Source organism: Cryobacterium zongtaii (genome assembly GCF_002909375.1).
Taxonomy (GTDB): Bacteria; Actinomycetota; Actinomycetes; order Actinomycetales; family Microbacteriaceae; genus Cryobacterium; species Cryobacterium zongtaii.
Genome location: NZ_PPXD01000003.1, coordinates 1 through 17,785 on the forward strand (window position 1 = coordinate 1; position 17,785 = coordinate 17,785).

The window sequence follows — 17,785 nt, forward strand, 5'->3', positions numbered from 1 at the left end:
ATGCGCCCGGCCGGCCCGGCCCGGCCGGCGCAGCCACGCGCGTGCTCGCGCCGGCGCTCATCGCGTCTCGACCCCGCGCGGCCCGGTGGGGGCGCTGCCGTGCAGCAGCTCGCGCACCTGGCTGACCGAGTGGAAGAAGTCCGCGTCTTCGCGCAGATTCTCGCCGCGGTCGCTCATGCGGCCGAGGTTCACGCCGAGCACGTCGCGGATGCGGCCGGGCCGCGGCGACATCACCACCACCCGGTTGGAGAGGAACACCGCCTCGGGGATGGAGTGGGTGACGAAGACGACGGCGGCGCTGGTCTCGGCGCAGATGCGCACGAGCTCGTTCTGCATGCGCTCCCGGGTCATCTCGTCGAGCGCGCCGAACGGTTCGTCCATCAACAGCAGGCTCGGGCTTTCGGCCAGCGAGCGGGCGATGGCCACCCGCTGCTGCATGCCGCCGGAGAGCTGGTCGGGGTAGTGCCCGGCGAAGTCGCTCAGGCCGACAAGTTCGATCAGCTCCGCGGCGCGCTCGCGGCGGGCGGCCTTGCCGGCGCCGTGCAGCTCCAGCGGCAGTTCGATGTTGCCGGTCACCGTGCGCCAGGGCAGCAGGCCGGCCTGTTGGAAGGCGATGCCGTAGTCCTGATCGATGCGCGCCTGACTGGCGGTCTTGCCGAACACCTTGATCGACCCGCTGGTGGGGGTGTCGAGGTCGGCGATCAGCCGAAGCAGGGTGCTCTTGCCGCAGCCGCTGGGCCCGATCAGCGACACGAATTCGCCGGGGGCGACGGTGAGGCTCACCGCATCCAGGGCCGTGACGGATGCGCCCTTGCGGCCGGCGAAGACCCGGCTGACGTCGGTCACCTCCACGGCGTGCTGTACCGGTGCTGCTGCCGTGGTCATGCGGCCACCTCTCCCCTGCGGAATCGACGTAGGAACAGTGAGATCAGGCCGACAAAACCGGCGGCGACGAGGCCGACCAGGATCGACCCGAAGATGGGGGCCCAGGGCTTGCCAGGGTCGCTGCCGGCGGCGCCGGCGTATTCGACGATGAGCCGGCCGATGCCGCCGCGCAGACCGATCGACACCTCGGCGACGACGCTGCCGATCACGGCGCTGGCCGCCGCGAGGCGGAGGGCAGGCAGCAGGTAGCCCACGCTGGCCGGCAACCGCAGCCGCCAGAGCGTCTTCCACCAGCCCACCGCGTAGCAGTGCATCAGGTCAACGTGGTTGGTGTCCGGGGAGCCGAGGCCCTTGAGCGCGCCGATCGAGACCGGGAAGAAGGCGAGGTAGGACGCGATCAGCGCCACCGACATCCAGTTCTCCCAGGTGAAGGCGCCGAACTCAAGCTGCGCGCCCCACCGCCGCACCAGCGGGGCCAGCGCGATCAGCGGCACGGTCTGGCTGAGGATGACCCAGGGCAGGATGGCCGATTCGGCCAGCGTGAAGCGCTGCATCAGCAGTGCCAGGGCCAGGCCCACCGAGACGCCGACGATCCAGCCGACGGCCGAGATGCCCAGGGTGAACAGGGACGCTTCGAAAACGGCCTGCCACATCGGCACCGCGCTGGCGCTGCCGGTGACGGGCTCCAGGATGCGCTCGAGCATCACCCACAGGTGCGGCATCGCCATCTCGCTGGCCCGCGGCAGCACGGTGAGACCGCCGATGACCACGCCGTCTTCGGGGCCGAAGAAGATGTAGAGCTCCCAGAGCACGGCGAGCACAAGCAGGCCGAGGGCGCCCACCAGGATGCGCCGCGGCATCCCCTGCCCCAGCCAGGCCCGGCCCCGCGCCGCCGCGCTGGACCTCGCGGGTCCGGTGCGCACGGAGCCGGCCGGGGTCATGCCTTGGCCGTGATGTGGTTGGCGAGGGCGGGGATCACGGTTTCGCCGTAGACCCGCAACGTCTCCTCTTTATTGTCGTGCTGCAGGTAGCCGGCGAACTGGTCGACGCCGAGTTCCTTGAGCGCCTTCAACTTCTCGATGTGAGCCTCGGCCGGCCCAAGCAGGCAGAACCTGTCGACGATCTCGTCGGGCACGAAGTCGGCGTGGGTGTTGCCGGCTCGACCGTGCTCGTTGTAGTCGTAGCCCTCGCGGCCCTTGATGTAGTCGGTCAGGGCCTGCGGCACCGCCCCGGACTGGCCGTACTTCTCCACGATGTCGGCCACGTGGTTGCCGACCATGCCGCCGAACCAGCGGTTCTGGTCGCGCATGTGCTGGATGTCGTCACCGATGTACATCGGCGCGGCCACGCAGAACTTGATGGCGTCAGGGTCGCGACCCACGTTCTCGGCGGCGGTGCGCACGGTCTTGATCATCCATTCGGCCACGTCGAGGTCGGCCATCTGCAGGATGAACCCGTCGCCGACCTCGCCGGTGAGCTTGAGCGCCAGCGGGCCGTAGGCGGCCACCCACACGTCGAGGGTGGAGCCCCTGCTCCAGGGGAACTGGAGGGTGGCACCGTTGTACTCGACCGCCCGGGAGTTGGCGAGTTCACGGATGACGTGAATCGATTCGCGCAGCGTCTTCAGGGTGCTGGGCCGGCCGTTGGTGACCCGCACCGCGGAGTCGCCACGCCCGATACCGCAGATGGTGCGGTTGCCGTACATCTCGTTGAGGGTGGCGTAGGTGGACGCCGTGACGGTCCAGTCCCTGGTGGCCGGGTTGGTGACCATCGGGCCCACGATCACCTTGCGGGTCTCGCTCAAGATCTTGCTGTAGATCACATAGGGTTCCTGCCAGAGCAGGTGCGAGTCGAAGGTCCACACGTGGCTGAAGCCGTGGTTCTCGGCCAACTGGGCCAGCTGCACGGTGCGCGCCGAGGGCGGGTTGGTCTGGAGTACTGCGCCGAAGTCCATGGGTTTCCCGCCTAGATCAGGTACTGGCTGAGGCCGCGTTTGATGTACTTGCCATCGCCCTTGGCGCCGAGGTACGCGTTGTCGTCGATGACGACCTTGCCGCGGGAGAGCACGGTGTCGACGTGGCCGTCGATCTCGAAGCCCTCGTAGGCGGAGTAGTCCAGGTTCATGTGGTGGGTCTTGTCCAGGCCGGCTTCGGGCATCCCGATGGAAGTGTGGCCCTTCGGGTCGTAGACCACCACGTCGCCGTCGGCACCGGGCTGGATGACACCCTTGGTGCCGTACATACCGAACATCCGCGCCGGGGTGGTGGAGGTGACCTCCACCCAGCGTTCGAGGGAGATCTGCTTGTCGACGACGCCCTGGTAGAGCAGGTCCATCCGGTGTTCGACCGACCCGATGCCGTTGGGGATCTTGGAGAAGTCGGTGAGCCCCATGTCTTTCTGTCCCTTCATGCAGAACGGGCAGTGGTCGGTGGAGACCATCTGGATGTCGTTGGTGCGCAGGCTCTGCCACATGTGGTGCTGGTGGCCCTCTGCCTTGGAGCGAAGCGGTGTCGAACAGACCCATTTGGCGCCCTCGAAGTCGCCCCACTCCTCGCTGTGGGCACCGAGCTGGTCCTCGAGTGAGAGATAGAGGTACTGCGGGCAGGTCTCGCCGAACACGTTCTGGCCGCGGTCCCGGGCGACGGCGATCTGCTCCACTGCCTGCTTGGCACTCACGTGCACCACGTAGAGCGGCGCCCCGGTGAGGTTGGCGAGCATGATCGCCCGGTGGGTGGCCTCCTCCTCGGCCTGCCAGGGCCGGGTGAGGCCGTGATAGTAGGGCGTGGTGTTGCCGGCGGCGACGGCCTGCTGCACGAGCAGGTCGATGACGCTGCCGTTCTCGGCGTGCATCATGATCATGCTGCCGTTGCTCGCTGCCTTCTGCATGGCCTTGACGATCTGGCCGTCGTCGGAGAGGAACACGCCCTTGTAGGCCATGAACAGCTTGAAGCTGGAGACGCCCTCGTTGACGAGTTCGTCCATCGCGACAAGGGAGGAGTCCTGCACGTCGGAGAGGATCTGGTGGAAGCCGTAGTCGATGGCGCACTCGCCCCGGGCCTTTTCCTGCCAGAGGTGGTACTGGTCAAGCACGTTTTCGCCGGCGTACTGCACCACGAAGTCGACGATGCTCGTGGTGCCACCCCAGGCCGCGGCGCGGGTGCCGGTCTCGAAGGTGTCGCTGGCCTCGGTGCCGCCGAACGGCATCTGCATGTGGGTGTGCGCGTCGATGCCGCCGGGGATGACGTACTTGCCGGCCGCGTCGATGACGGTGTCGACGTTCCGCTCGATGTCGAAGCCGAGCAGGGTGGAGCCGGGTGCGAGCACCGCGGCGATTCTCTCGCCGTCGATCAGCACATCCGCTGTGGCCGTTCCCGTGGAATTGACCACGGTGCCGTTCTTGATCAGGGTCTTCACGATGTTCTCCTGTTCGCTGCTTCGTCTGCGGGTCGCGCCCGTCTCGTTGGTTGAGCTTGTCGAGACCCCGTGAGCTGTTCTCTGAACGTAGGCTCGGTCGCGTGGTCTCGACAGGCTCGACCGACGGATGGCCGGGTTTCGAGGTCGGGTGACGGGTGCTGCCTTTACGGCTTGGGGATCGAGGTGTACGAGTCCGGGCGGCGGTCCCGGTAGAACTGCCAGTTGTTGCGCACCTGGCGGATCATGCCCAGGTCCAGGTCGCGGATCACGACCTCCTCGTCGACGCCGCTGCCCAGCTCGCCCACGTAGTTGCCCTGCGGGTCGACGAACTGGCTGGTGCCGTAGAACGTCACGGCGTCTTCGCCGTACTCGTTGTCTTCCCGGCCCACCCGGTTGGGCGCGGCCACGAAGTATCCGTTTGCGGCGGCCGCGGCAGGCTGTTCGATTTCCCAGAGCCGGTTCGACAGCCCGGGCTTGGTGGCGTTGGGGTTGAAGACGATCTGCGCGCCGTTCAGGCCCAGCTCCCGCCAGCCTTCTGGGAAGTGCCGGTCGTAACAGATGTACACGCCGATCGGTCCGACGGCGGTGTTGAAGACCGGGTAGCCGAGGTTGCCGGGGCGGAAATAGAACTTCTCCCAGAATTTGTCGAGGTGGGGAATGTGGTGCTTGCGGTATTTGCCGAGAATTGTGCCATCGGCATCCACCACCACAGCGGTGTTGTAGTACACGCCGGGCTGCTCTTCTTCGTAGATGGGCAGCACCATCACCAGGTTGAGCTCCTTGGCCAGGGCCGCGAAGCGTTGCACGATGGGGCCGTCGGCCGCCTCGGCATAGTCGTAGTACTTGGCGTCTTCGGTGATGCCGAAGTACGGGCCGTAGAACAGCTCCTGGAAGCAGATCACCTGCGCGCCGTCTGCGGCCGCATCGCGGGCGAACTTCTCGTGCTTGTCGAGCATCGAGTCGATGTCCCCCGTCCACGTGGTCTGGGTGATCGCCGCTCGCACGATGTTTGCTGTGCCGCGGCTGGTTGTGTCAACGCTCATACTGTCTGCCTCCACTGGGTCTCACACTGTGGAACCTCGTCAGCGGGGGTCGGACGGCAACGCGATGTTCTGCGAGCTGAACGGTGAGAGAGCCTGTCGAGATCGAGCCACGTTACGGTGTCCGGTTTTGTTATTATTCGACGTAAACATTTCTGTTCTGTTTCTTCACATGACGCATGCGTAAATCATCATCCTGTCGTCAGAGGATGCTGCTGGCAAGCATTTGCCCCGGAAGGACCCCGTGCAGCTGTACCTGGACGAGATCGAACAGGCCACGCCGGCCGGAATCGCCGCTGCCCTCGGCCGGCTGATCAGCACCGGCCGGATCGCCCCCGGCGAGCGCCTGCCCACGGTGCGGGACCTCGCCGGCGGACTCGGGGTGAGCCCCGCGACGGTCAGCCACGCCTGGCAGGCGCTCTCCGCGGCGGGGTTGATCGTCTCCCGCGGCCGCAGCGGCACCTTCGTGCGGGAACAGTCCCCACACTGGCTGCCGGCCCGCACCCAGTCGCTGGCCGGGCATCTGAGCGACACCCGCATCGACCTGTCCCGGGGCACGCCGGACCCGCTTCTGCTGCCCGCGCTCGGCCCCGCGCTCTCCAGGGTGTCCCAGCGCGCGATGACGCCCAGCTACCAGGCGCCACCGGTGATCCCGGAGCTGCTCACCGTGCTGACCGGGTCCTGGCCGTACCGGTGCGAGTCGATCACGGTGGTCGACGGGGCCCTCGACGCGATCTCCCGCAGTCTCGAGCAGGTAGCCAGGTTCGGCGACAGGGTCATCGTCGAAGACCCGGGATTCCCGCCGTTCTTCGACCTGCTCGAGCAGATGGGCATCGAACGTCTGCCCGTGGCGGTGGATGCGGAGGGCATCGACCCGGCCGCCTTCCAGGCGGCGCTGGCGCAGTCGCCGGCCGCGGTCATCCTGCAGCCGCGCGCGCACAACCCCACCGGCGCGTCGATGTCGCCGGGCCGGGCCGAGGAGCTGGCCCGACTGCTGGCCGCCAGTAAACGCGCCGCGCATACCGTGGTGATCGAGGACGACCACTCCGGCGCGATCAGCACCTCCCCGGACGTGTCGCTCGGCCGCTGGCTGCCCGAGCGGGTGCTGCACGTGCGCAGCTACTCCAAGTCGCACGGGCCGGACCTGCGTATCGCCGCTCTCGGCGGGCCGGCCGCCCTGGTCGACCGGATCGTGTCCCGGCGGATGCTCGGCCCGGGCTGGACCAGCCGGATGCTGCAGACCATCCTGCACGAGCTGCTCACCGACAGTGCCAGCATGGCGCTGGTGTTCGAGGCCAGGCACGTGTACTTCGCAAGGCAGAAGGCGCTGGCGGATGCCCTCACCGGGTTCGGCCTGCCCCTCGCCCGCGCCGACGGCATCAACGCCTGGGTGCCGGTTGCCGACGAGCGCGACGCCATCGTGAGGCTGGCGGCGTCCGGCATCCGGGTGGCCGGCGGCAGCCCGTTTCTCGCGGTGGACCGGTCCGAGTCGTTCATTCGGGTGACGGCAGGGGCGCTGGTGGACGACGTGGTGCCGGTGGCGCGGGCGATCGTGGCTGCGGCCGGGCGCTGACGCATCCGCGCTCATCTGGCGTAATCGCGGCCGGGGTCGCGGGCGCCAGGACCGGGGGGCATGCTGGGCGCAACCGGTGACTCACCGGTGCGGTCCGGCGGATCCGACTCGGGCATGATCGACGCCGCGCTCGACAGGTGTGGAGGAATGATGATCGACGGCTTCGCGGGCACTGTTCTCCTGCCCGATTCGGACGAATTCCTGATGGCGGCCACGGCCTACGGGAAGGTCGGCAGTCCCGCGCTGGCGGTTCGACCGACCACTGCGGCAGATGTCGCGGCGGCGATCGCCTATGCCAGGGCCCAGGGCCTTGTGCTGTCGGTACGCAGCGGCGGGCACAGCCCGTTGAACACCAACGATGGCGGAATGGTGCTGGACCTCTCCCGCATCCGTGACGTTGAGGTTCTCGAAGGAAACCGGGTTCGGCTGGGCAGCGGCGCGACCTGGGGCGGTGTGGCCCAGGAACTGATCGAGTACGATCTGGCGGTCTCCAGCGGCGACACCTACACGGTGGGCGTTGGAGGTCTCACCCTGGGCGGCGGCATCGGGTGGTTGGTGCGACAACATGGCCTGGCGATCGACAGCCTGCGTGAGGTCGAGGTGGTGCTACCCAGTGGCGCCGTCGTGACGGCCAGCGAATCCAGTGAGCCGGAGCTGTTCTGGGCACTGCGTGGGGGCGGCGGCAACTTCGGCGTTGCCACGAGGTTCACCTTCCAGGCGCACCCGCTGCGGGGTGTGGTCTTCGGCACCATCCACGTGCGGCCGACGCATCTCGCCGACACTCTGCGCGGCTGGCGGGACGTGATGCGCGCGTCTCCGGAAGAACTCAATTCGACGGTGTATGCGACGCCCGAGTTCGGACCGGAGATGCCCGCGGAGACAAAAATCCTGGTCTGCTACGGCGGTGCCGACCAGGGCGAGGCCATGTCGGCCATCCGGCCCCTGCTCGCTCTGCCGGGGGTGACCGGCAACGACGTGGCACTCACGCTCTTCGTGGAGGTCTTCGACGAACCATCGGCCCCGCCGGGGTCGATCCGGATTGTCGACCGCAACGGCTTCGCCAGGGACTTCGACGACGAGCTCATCGAGCGGCTCACCATCGCGAACGCCGCGCTCGATTCGGCGGTGCTGATGGTGCGCTACCTGCGCGGGGCGATGAACCGGGTGCCCGCAGCTGCCACGGCATTCGCGCACCGTGATGTGGAGGTGCTGGTGATGTCGGCGGCGTTCCTGCCGCTGGATGCCCCCGACGAGGCCGAGCGGCGCATCCTGGACGGCTGGTGCGTCGTAGCCGAGAGATTGACGGGCACCTACGGCAGCTTCAATCTGCGCGCGTATCCCGACGTGCTCGGCCTGGCGTACCCGCCGGCCACCCTGGACCGGCTGCGGGCGGCGAAACGTCGCTATGACCCCGAGAACGTGTTGGCCCACAACCTCAACATCGTGCCCTGAGCCCGGTCCGCGGGGCGGGCGCCGAACAACTGTTGCCGATCCGGACAATTGTTGCCGGCACACCGGGCGCAGATGTCCGCACGGGCAACAGTCGGCCGCCAGGTCCATTCGCGCTCCGACCACGGCACCCGCCCCGAACAGCAGGGGTTTAGGCTGGTGGTGACCCCCGGTTCGATCTGACCGGTTGCGCCGGCCCGGATTTGGGCGGCAGGTCGGGGCTTTGCCTTCAGTTTCACCCCCACCTCGTTCGAGCCTGCTCCGACGCGTTCCGCGGTGCCGGCCGGTGCCTGTGTCGCCCGCGACACCGTGTTCGGTCCGTTACGTCGCGACCTTGTCGACGGATGCGCGGCTCCCGCCGCTCAGATTGGTCCCATGAAGACTCGCTACCCCGCCATCGCCGCCACCGCGGCCGTGCTGCTGCTCGCCGGCTGCGCCTCCGGCTCGACGGCCGCCGCGCCGGCTCCCAGCGCCTCGGCCGGCGATGCCGGTGCCTTCCCGGTGTCGGTTGAGAATTGCGACACCACGCTCACCCTCGAGGCCGCGCCGGAACGCATCGTCACGATCAAGTCGAACACCACCGAGCTGCTGCTCGCCCTGGGACTCGGCGAGCGCATCGTGGGCTCGGCGTTCCTCGACGGCCCGCTGCCGGCATCCCTCGCCGACGCCGGCGCCGATCTCAACGTGATCAGCGACTTCGTGCCGGGCCAGGAAGCCGTTCTGGCGCTCACCCCCGACTTCATCTACGGCGGCTGGGAGTCGAACTTCTCCGCCGAGGGCGTCGGCGAGCGTGCCGCGCTGACCGACCTGGGCATCGGCAGCTATGTTTCGCCGGCCGCGTGCAAGGGCGACGCCATGCCGGACCCGCTGACCTTCGAGACCGTGTTCGCCGAGATCGACGAGGCCGGGGCCCTGTTCGGCGTGCCGGATGCCGCCGCCGAACTGGTTGCCGAGCAGGAGGCCGAACTGGCCGCGCTTGAGCCCGCCACCGGTGACACCACCGCACTCTGGTACTCCAGCGGCACCGACACCCCGTACGTGGGCGCCGGCATCGGTTCGCCGCAGCTGATCATGGATGCGGCGGGGCTGACCAACATCTTCGCCGACGTGCAGGACACCTGGACCTCGGCCGGCTGGGAGTCCGTCGTGGCGGCGAACCCGAGCGTGATCGTGCTCGTGGATGCCACCTGGAACACCGCGGACTCGAAGATCGCCAACCTCAAGGCCAACGCGGCGACCGCCGGGCTCGACGCCGTGGTGAACGACCGCTACATCGTGGTGCCGTTCGCGGCGACCGAGGCGGGCATCCGCAACGTGGAGGCCGCCGGGTCGATCATCGACCAGCTCGCCGCGCTCGAGGCCAAGTAGGCCGACGGCAGGCAGCCAGACCTCACCCAAACCCCGATTCGAAGGACCGCGGATGACCGTCACCCCGAGCAGGCAGGGCCTCGGCACCGTCTTGCCCAGCGGGTCGGCCGCGCCCGGGGGGTCCGGCTCGCCCGGCGCATCCGCGGCACCAGCTCGCGCCCGGCGCAGCGGCACGGCCCGGTACCTGGTCTGGCTGGTCGCAGCGCTGGTGGCGCTGGTGCTCGGCAGCGCGGTGGCCGTGACGATCGGCCCGGCCGACGTGAGCCTGGCGCAGGTCTGGGGCAGTGTGGCCGGCCACCTCGGCCTGCCCGGGCTCGCCGGCGACACCCCCGTGCCACCGCTGACCGACGCCATCGTCTGGCAGCTGCGGATGCCGCGGGTGCTCACCGCGGCCATGGTGGGCGCGGGCCTGGCGCTCAGCGGAGCGGTGATGCAGAGCGTCACCCGCAACCCGCTGGCCGATCCCTACCTGCTCGGCCTGTCCTCCGGAGCGTCGCTCGGCGCGGTCTGCGTGGTCATCCTCGGCATCGGTTTCGCGCTGCCGGCGGCCGCGTTCGCCGGGGCCCTGATCGCCCTGTTCGCCACCCTCAATATCGCCCGCGTCGGCGGCAGCATCACGCCCGGCCGGGCCGTGCTGGCCGGGCTGGCGATCGCTCAGCTGGGCTCGGCAGGCACCTCGTTCATCATCTTCTGGGCGGCCAAGGGCGACTCGTACCGGGAGATCCTCAACTGGCTGCTCGGCTCCCTGGCCGGCAGCTCGTGGAGCAGCGTGCTGATCTCCGCGGTCGCGCTGGCCGTGGTGGGCACCGGCATCCTGCTCGCCGCCAGCCGGCTGGATGCGTTCACCTTCGGTGACACCAACGCCGCGTCACTGGGCATCAACGTGAACGCCACCCGTTGGGGATTCCTCGTGGCGGTGGCGCTGCTCACCGGAGCGATGGTGGCCGTCAGCGGGGCGATCGGCTTCGTGGGGCTGATCCTGCCGCACCTGGTGCGCGGGCTCAGCGGGCCGGGCCACCGGCGCCTGCTGCCGCTCGTCGCGGTGGTGGGGGCACTGTTCCTGGTGCTCGCCGACACCCTCGCCCGCACGGTCTTCGACCCACGCGAGCTGCCGGTGGGCATCATCACTGCGTTCATCGGCGTGCCCGTGTTCATCCTGCTGATCAAGCGCAATCGAAGCGCGGCCTGGGCATGAGCGCCGAGCGCGCGACCGCCGCATCAACAGCCGACTCGCGAGATGCCACTTCGCGCCCCTTCAGCGCCGGTCAAGGGGCAGCAACTGGCAACTCACATCCGCCGGACGACTCGAGGGCAGCGCTCACGGCGGGGGTCGTGCTCGACGGGGTCTCCCTCAGCATCGAGGGCACGCGCATTCTGCAGGGTGTCTCGGCGACCCTGCCGCCCGGCACCGTCACGGGGCTGCTCGGACCGAACGGGGCGGGCAAGTCCAGCCTGTTGCGCATCATCGCGGGCATCGACCGGGCGGATGCCGGCACCGTCGCCCTCGACGGCGCCGTCGTGGGGCAGCTGCGGCGGCGGGAGGCCGCCCGGCGCATCGCCCTGCTCGAGCAGAATGTGGCGCCCAGCGTGGACCTGTCCGTGCGGGAGGTGGTGCTGCTCGGCCGCATCCCGCACCGCAGCCGGCTGCTGGGCAGCTTCGGCGGCGAGGACGACCTCGCCGTGGCCACGGAGGCGCTGACGATGGTGGGCGCCACCGACCTGGTGGACCGGCGCTGGCACACCCTCAGCGGTGGCCAGCAGCAGCGGGTGCAGATCGCCCGCGCCCTGGCCCAGCGGCCGAGCCTGCTGCTGCTCGACGAACCCACCAACCACCTCGATGTAAGCGCCCAGCTGTCGCTGCTGCACCAGGTGCGCGGGCTGGGCCTCACCTCGGTGCTCGCCCTGCACGACCTCAACCTCGCTGCCGCCTATTGCGACCACATCGTGCTGCTGCAGGGCGGCCGACTCGCGGCGTTCGGCACCCCCGCCGAGGTACTGCGACCCGACACCATCCGGGCGGTCTACGGCGTCGACTGCGACATCGTGCCGCACCCCCGCACGGGACGGCCGGTGATCGTGTTCTCCGGGCCCGACGGGCGAGATGCCACATCGCGCCCCCTCAGCGCCGGTCAAGCGGCCGCAACTGGCAACTCGCACCAACACCCCTAGGCCTGCAGAAGGAACCCCATGACCCGAGTCACAGTTCTCGCCGGCGGTGTCGGCGGCGCCCGCTTCACCCGCGGGTTGCTGCAACAGCTGGCATCAGACGACGAGCGAATTGCCGCAAATGACCCCTTCGGCGGCCCGGAACGTGCACTTGCCGGCACGTCGGCGCACGCCGGCACCGCCGGCGAGGTCACCGTGATCGTCAACACCGGCGATGACATGTGGCTGGACGGGCTGCGTATCTGCCCCGACCTCGACACCGTGATGTACACCCTCGGCGGCGGCATCAGCGAGGAGCAGGGCTGGGGCCGGCCCGACGAGTCCCGGCGCACCTCCGCCGAGATCGCGGCCTACGGGCGCGGCTGGTCCTGGTTCACCCTCGGCGACCTCGACCTGGCCACCCACATCGTGCGCACCGACCTGCTCCGGGGCGGCGCCACCCTCAGCGCCGCCACCGAGTTCCTCTGCCGCCGCTGGAAGCCCGGCGCGCGCCTGCTGCCGATGAGCGACCAGTTCGTGGAGACCCACGTGCGCCTGGCCGCCGACGCCGACGAGCACCGCGCGGGCGACCTTATTCACTTCGAGGAATGGTGGGTGCGCTACCGCGCCGGCCAACCCGTCACCGAGTTCGTGCAGGTGGGCCTGGCCGACGCCGTCGCGGCGCCCGGCGTGATCGACGCCATCCTCAGCGCCGACCTGGTGATCCTGCCGCCGTCGAACCCCGTCGTCTCGGTCGGCACGATCCTGAGCATCCCTGGCATCCGCGAAGCCCTGCGCGCCACCACCGCCCGGGTCGTGGGCATCTCACCGATCATCTCCGGCGCCGCTGTGCGCGGCATGGCCGACACCTGCCTGACCACCATCGGCGTGGAGACCTCCGCCCTCGCGGTGGGCCTGCACTACGGCTCCCGCCAACGCGACGGCGTGCTCGACGCCTGGCTCGTCGACGAGACGGATGCCGACGCCGTGCCCGCGCTCGAGGCCGCCGGCATCCGTTCGACCGCCGTGCCGCTCTGGATGAGCGATGTGGCCGCCACGGCGCAGATCGCCGCCGAGGCCCTGCGGATCGCCGCCGACCTGACGGCCGCCGCTCACCCGGCGACCCACGACCTGCCGATCGCGGAGTTCGCCTTTCCCGGCCCGCTACGCGACCAGCTTGTCGCCGCGATCCTGGACGGCTCGAAGACGTCGACGACGTCCACGCTCATCGAATACGGCATCGAGGACGAGCCGCTGCCCGTGATCGGCAGCCGGCAGGTCGTGATCGACTCGGCCGGCCGCCCGGTGGCGATCATCGAGACCACGGGGATGCGCGTGGTGCGTCTCGGTGCCGTGGATCTCGACCACGCCCGCGCTGAGGGCGAGGGTTATGACTCCGTTGCCGCCTGGCGGGTCGGCCACGAGTCCTTCTGGCACAGCGACGACATGCGCGCGTACCTCGGCGATCCTGCCTTCACCGTCACCGACGACACCGAGGTCGTGCTCGAACGACTGCGGCTGATCGAGGTGCTGCCCCGCGCCTGACCCGCCCGGCCAAGCGGAACTCCGCCGAGCGGCCTACTATCACCGGTAAGCCGGTTCGATTGTGCGGAAGGCGGAACTGTCATGGACACTGCCACGGTCATCTGGATCATCGTGGGCATCGTGGTCGTGCTCGCGATCATCGGCGTCATCGCGGTCGTCGCGTCCCGGCGCGGCCGGGAGCAGCGCGAGAAGAAACGCCGTGCCGACCAGCAGCGGGCCGAGGAGATGCGCCGGGACGCGGAGGCCCGTGCCCTCGACGCCCGCGAGAACGAGGCCAAGGCCACCCGGGCTCAGGCTGATGCCCAGCAGGCGCAAGTGGACGCCGACCGCCTGCGCCAGGAGGCCGACCAGCGCCAAGCCCAAGCGCAGGAGCTGCGCGCCCACTCCGAGAAGCAGAGTCGGCATGCCGACGAGATCGATCCGACCGTGGACACGCGCCACGGCGGACGCCACGACGACCCCGCGACAGGTGTCGGCACGGCAGACGAGCGCCAGGAGACCACCAAGGCGCGCCACACCGATCCGCCCCCGCCGCAGAGCACCGAGAACCGAACCTGAGACAACCGCATACCGCCGCGAGCGAAGGGCCAACCTCATGTCTCCAACTCCCCCGCCGCCCCGCGTCTACGGCACCTGGCCGGGCGGGATGCCGTTCCTCGCCGTCGGCGCCGGCCCTCCGCTGGTCTTCCTGGCCGGGATCACGCCCAACCACGAGCCGCCTACGGGCTCCGACCGGCGCTTCCAGACCCGGCAGCTGCTGCCCTTCGCCGCGTCCCGCCGGGTGTGGTGGGTGAACCGCCGCCCTGGCCTCGAGTCCGGCGCCACCATGGCCGATATCGCCGCCGACTACGCCAACGCGATGCTGCGGCGCTTCGACGAGCCCGTCGACGTGATCGGCGAGTCCACCGGCGGCAGTGTGGCGCTGCAGCTGGCCGCCGACCATCCCGCCGTGGTGAAACGGCTCGTGATCGTGTCGGCCGCGTATCGGTTGGGCGACGAGGGCCGGGACACCCAGCTTCGGACCGCCGACAACGTGCTCGACGGACGACCGAGGGCCGCCAGTGCCGAAATGATGCGCATGCTCGGGGCCGGCACTCAATCCAGGCGGCTGCTGGCTGCGCTCGGCTGGTTGGTCGGTGCGCGATTCTTCGGCCACACCACGGCCGACCTGATCACCACGATCCGGGCCGAGGATGCCTTCGACCTGCACACCAGGCTGGCCGATATCGTCGCCCCGACCCTGGTGATCGGCGGGGGCCGGGATGCCTTCTACTCGGCCGAGCTGTTCCGCGAGACTGCCGAGGGCATCCCCCGCGGCACCCTGGCCCTGTACCCCGGGCGCGGGCATCTGGGCACCATGCTGGATCCCCGGTTCCTGCCGGACGTGCTCTCGTTCCTGGACCCGCCCGACGACGCCGGCTCGCCGGCCACCCTGGCCGAACCGGGCGTGGGCAACGATGACATCACGCGCTGACCAGTGAGCCTGCATGCTCCGGCCGCACCTCGGTACAGTGAGTGAGACATCCGTCCCACATCGAAGTGAGCACAGTGGAAAAATCCCGCACCACGGTCCGATCGGCATCTCCCGTCGTTCCGTTTCTGCCCATCATCGTGGTCGGTCTGATACACCTGGGCGCCATCCTGTTGTCGCTGCACGGCCTGGCGGAGTGGACGAAGCCGCTGCTGATGCCGGCCCTGGCGACCGGGCTCATCTGGGGTGCGCCGCAGCGTCGCTCGCCGGCGATTGTGCTCGGGGTGGTCGCGCTGTTCTTCTCGTGGGTGGGAGACGTCACGATCCCGTGGTGGTTCGTCGTCGGCCTGGTCTTCTTCCTGCTGGCGCACATCACCTACCTCGTGCTTTTCGTCTCCCGGCTCGCGGTACGCCGGGTGCAATGGTGGGCCATCGCCTACGTGGTCTGGCTCGTCGTGTTGCTGATGATCCTGGGCCCGCATACCGGCTCGCTGCTGGTTCCGGTCATCGCGTACGGCATCGTGCTCTCCGCGATGGCCGCCTTCGCGTCTCGGTGCAACCGCTGGGTCGCCTGGGGCGGGGCGCTGTTCGTCGTCTCCGACTCGCTCCTGGCGATCAACAGGTTTTTGCCGGATGCCGGCATCCCCCTGGCGGATTTCCTGATCATGGTCACCTATATCGCGGCCCAGACGCTCATAGTGTGGGGGCTATTGCGGCACGAGCGGGCTCGGGCGGCTACGGCGTAACAGCCGCATCGCGTTGACGATCACGAGGAGAACGGATGCCTCGTGCACGAGCATCCCCACGGCCATGGTCACGCCGCCCCACAGCACCCCGGCCAGCAGCAGCGCCACCGTGATCAGGGCGAGGGCCACGTTCTGATGCATGGTGCGCACGGTGCGCCGGGCCAGATCGATGGCCGTGGGGAGCATCAGCAGGTTGTCGCCCATCAGGGCGATGTCGGCGGTTTCGACCGCCACCGCCGACCCGGCCGCGCCCATCGCGATGCCGATGTCCGCGGTGGCCAGCGCCGGGGCATCGTTCACGCCGTCGCCCACCATCGCCACAACGTGGCCGTCCTGTTGCAGCCGCGTCACGACGTCGAGCTTGTCCTCCGGTAACAGCGATGCCCGGATCTCGTCGATGCCGACCGCGGCGCCGACTGCCGCGGCCACCAGCGGCCCGTCGCCGGTGAGCATGATGACCCTGTGCACCCCGGCGGCGCGCAAGGCCGCCACCATACCGGCGGCGTCGGGGCGCACCTCGTCGGCGACCGCGAGGACTCCTGCCACGGTGCCGTCGATCACGACGATCAGCGGCGTGCGCCCGCGGGCGGCGAGGTCCGCGGCGACCGTGACGGCCGCTTCCGGGTCGTCGATGGCGTGAGCGGCCAGCAGCGCCGGGTTGCCGATCAGCACGGAACGCCCGGCCACGGTGGCGGTGATGCCCTGGCCGGGGATCGACGTGATGGTGTCGGGCAGGAGGGTTCCGCCGGCACCGCGATCTGCCGCACCGACCGTCTCCAGGGCGTGCTCCGCTGCGGCCAGCACGATCGCTCCGGCCAGCGGATGCTCGGAGCCGGCCTCGGCCCGAGCGGCCCAGCCGAGCACGTCGGCGCGGGTCAGCTCGGGGTTCAGCACCACGACGTCGGTCAGCCGCGGGCGACCCCGGGTGAGGGTTCCGGTCTTGTCGACGGCGACGACGGTGACCTTCGATGCGGTCTCGAGGAACTCGCCGCCCTTGATCAGGATTCCGGACCGGGCGGCGCGGCCGATGCCGGCGACGATCGCGACGGGAATCGAGATGACCAGGGCGCCTGGGCAGCCGATGACCAGCAGCGTCAGCGCGAGGAACAGGTCGCCGGAAAGCAACCCGACGACCACGGCGAGCACCAGGATGCCGGGGGTGTACCAGGCGGAGAACCTGTCCATGAAGACCTGGGTCGGGGCGGTGGCATCCTGCGCCTCCTCGACCCTGTGCACGATGCGGGCCAGGGTGGTGGCCGCACCGACCTCGGTGGCCTCGACCTGCAACAACCCGCCGGTGGACATCGTGCCGGCAAAGACCCTGTCGCCGGGAGCCTTGGCCACCGGGAGGGATTCGCCCGTGATCGAGGCTTCGTCGAGGGTGCCGGTGCCGTGCCGCACGGTGCCGTCCACCGGAACCCGCGCGCCGGACTTGACCAGCACGGTCTCCCCGGTGAGCACGGCGGCGGCCGGCACCTCGGTCTGCGCACCATCGCTGAGCACCAGGGCCACGTCGGGGGCCAGCGCCACAAGGGCGGTCAGGGCGGACCGGGTGCGGTTCAGGGTGGCCGTCTCGAGGGCGTGGCCGATGGCGAACAGGACGGTCACCGCTGCGGCCTCCCAGTATTCGCCGAGCACGATCGCGCCCACCGTGGCCACGGTGACGAGCAGGTCGATGCCGACCACCCGCCCGGACAGGCCGCGCAGGGCCGCCCGGGCGATCGGGGCGCCGGCCACAACGGCGGCCGCCACCATCGCCGCGTCCGAGGCCAGGCTCAGCGCGGGCACCGGGCCGGCCAGCCAAGCCGCCGCGATCAGCGTCCCTGATACCACCGGAATCGTCCACCGGGTGGTCAGGCGGCGGCCGATCCCGGCCGCGGTGCGCATGTCACTCCCCCAGCCTGGCCGGTCAGAACGCGGCCAGGCGGGCGGGGTAGCCGGCCTTGCCGACCGCGGCGATGAGGGCATCCGTGCTCACGACGGCCGGGTCGTGGTCGATCTCGATGCGGGCGGAGGAGAAGAACACGGCGACGCCGGTGACGCCGGGCAGTCGACCGATCAGCTTCTCGATTTTGGCGACGCAGGAGGGGCAGGAGAAGCCGTCGGCCCGCAGGATGGTGTGGGTGCTGGGTGAGGTGAGGGTGGTCAT

The 17,785-nt window shown here is 69.7% G+C and carries 16 protein-coding genes; 9 read left to right on the plus strand and 7 right to left on the minus strand.

Annotation, left to right across the window (positions count from 1 at the left end; translation table 11 throughout):
* Positions 1 to 57 precede the first annotated feature (57 nt).
* The 5 genes from C3B61_RS01780 to C3B61_RS01800 form a co-directional block, all read right to left on the minus strand.
* On the minus strand, positions 58 to 885 hold the full coding sequence (locus C3B61_RS01780) for an ABC transporter ATP-binding protein (protein ID WP_088457443.1): 828 nt from the start codon (positions 883 to 885) through the stop codon (positions 58 to 60).
* Positions 882 to 1,826, minus strand: coding sequence for an ABC transporter permease (locus C3B61_RS01785; RefSeq protein ID WP_103459328.1), 945 nt, complete (start codon positions 1,824 to 1,826; stop codon positions 882 to 884). Before C3B61_RS01785 ends, C3B61_RS01780 begins: the two co-directional genes overlap by 4 nt.
* Entirely contained in the window at positions 1,823 to 2,839 is a 1,017-nt protein-coding gene (locus C3B61_RS01790) for a TIGR03842 family LLM class F420-dependent oxidoreductase (RefSeq protein ID WP_088457445.1), read from the minus strand. Before C3B61_RS01790 ends, C3B61_RS01785 begins: the two co-directional genes overlap by 4 nt.
* Before the next feature lie 11 nt (positions 2,840 to 2,850).
* Positions 2,851 to 4,302 carry a dihydropyrimidinase gene (gene hydA / locus C3B61_RS01795; RefSeq protein ID WP_103459346.1) on the minus strand — a complete coding sequence of 484 codons (1,452 nt, stop codon included), beginning with the start codon at positions 4,300 to 4,302 and terminating at the stop codon, positions 2,851 to 2,853.
* 161 nt (positions 4,303 to 4,463) lie between these two features.
* Entirely contained in the window at positions 4,464 to 5,342 is an 879-nt protein-coding gene (locus C3B61_RS01800) for a nitrilase-related carbon-nitrogen hydrolase (RefSeq protein ID WP_103459329.1), read from the minus strand.
* Positions 5,343 to 5,583: 241 nt separating this feature from the next.
* Between C3B61_RS01800 and C3B61_RS01805 the strand changes: the two genes are divergently transcribed.
* From C3B61_RS01805 to C3B61_RS01845, 9 genes are all read left to right on the plus strand, one after another.
* Positions 5,584 to 6,912 (plus strand): aminotransferase class I/II-fold pyridoxal phosphate-dependent enzyme, encoded by a 1,329-nt coding sequence (locus C3B61_RS01805; protein ID WP_244285806.1) that lies wholly within the window; start codon positions 5,584 to 5,586, stop codon positions 6,910 to 6,912.
* A gap of 60 nt (positions 6,913 to 6,972) precedes the next feature.
* On the plus strand, positions 6,973 to 8,364 hold the full coding sequence (locus tag C3B61_RS01810) for an FAD-binding oxidoreductase (RefSeq protein WP_103459331.1): 1,392 nt from the start codon (positions 6,973 to 6,975) through the stop codon (positions 8,362 to 8,364).
* A gap of 372 nt (positions 8,365 to 8,736) precedes the next feature.
* Entirely contained in the window at positions 8,737 to 9,729 is a 993-nt protein-coding gene (locus C3B61_RS01815; protein WP_103459332.1) for a putative F420-0 ABC transporter substrate-binding protein, read from the plus strand.
* A gap of 52 nt (positions 9,730 to 9,781) precedes the next feature.
* Positions 9,782 to 10,924 (plus strand): putative F420-0 ABC transporter permease subunit, encoded by a 1,143-nt coding sequence (locus tag C3B61_RS01820; protein WP_103459333.1) that lies wholly within the window; start codon positions 9,782 to 9,784, stop codon positions 10,922 to 10,924.
* A 137-nt stretch (positions 10,925 to 11,061) separates the two neighbouring features.
* A complete protein-coding gene (locus C3B61_RS01825) occupies positions 11,062 to 11,898 on the plus strand; it encodes an ABC transporter ATP-binding protein (protein ID WP_244285807.1) in 837 nt (278 codons plus the stop codon).
* 18 nt (positions 11,899 to 11,916) lie between these two features.
* Positions 11,917 to 13,419 carry a 2-phospho-L-lactate transferase gene (gene cofD, locus C3B61_RS01830; protein ID WP_165791111.1) on the plus strand — a complete coding sequence of 501 codons (1,503 nt, stop codon included), beginning with the start codon at positions 11,917 to 11,919 and terminating at the stop codon, positions 13,417 to 13,419.
* A gap of 81 nt (positions 13,420 to 13,500) precedes the next feature.
* Positions 13,501 to 13,977: a hypothetical protein gene (locus C3B61_RS01835; protein ID WP_088457453.1), complete on the plus strand. Its 477-nt coding sequence runs from the start codon at positions 13,501 to 13,503 to the stop codon at positions 13,975 to 13,977.
* A 37-nt stretch (positions 13,978 to 14,014) separates the two neighbouring features.
* Positions 14,015 to 14,893, plus strand: a complete 879-nt coding sequence (locus C3B61_RS01840; RefSeq protein ID WP_208858757.1) for an alpha/beta fold hydrolase — start codon at positions 14,015 to 14,017, stop codon at positions 14,891 to 14,893.
* Positions 14,894 to 14,958: 65 nt separating this feature from the next.
* Positions 14,959 to 15,636, plus strand: a complete 678-nt coding sequence (locus C3B61_RS01845) for a lysoplasmalogenase (protein WP_133160209.1) — start codon at positions 14,959 to 14,961, stop codon at positions 15,634 to 15,636.
* On the opposite strand, the gene C3B61_RS01850 is transcribed toward C3B61_RS01845, so the two are convergent.
* Together C3B61_RS01850 and C3B61_RS01855 are read right to left on the minus strand one after the other, a co-directional pair.
* A complete protein-coding gene (locus C3B61_RS01850) occupies positions 15,598 to 17,523 on the minus strand; it encodes a heavy metal translocating P-type ATPase (RefSeq protein ID WP_103459337.1) in 1,926 nt (641 codons plus the stop codon). The genes C3B61_RS01845 and C3B61_RS01850 overlap by 39 nt on opposite strands.
* A gap of 22 nt (positions 17,524 to 17,545) precedes the next feature.
* Positions 17,546 to 17,785 carry a heavy-metal-associated domain-containing protein gene (locus C3B61_RS01855; protein ID WP_103459338.1) on the minus strand — a complete coding sequence of 80 codons (240 nt, stop codon included), beginning with the start codon at positions 17,783 to 17,785 and terminating at the stop codon, positions 17,546 to 17,548.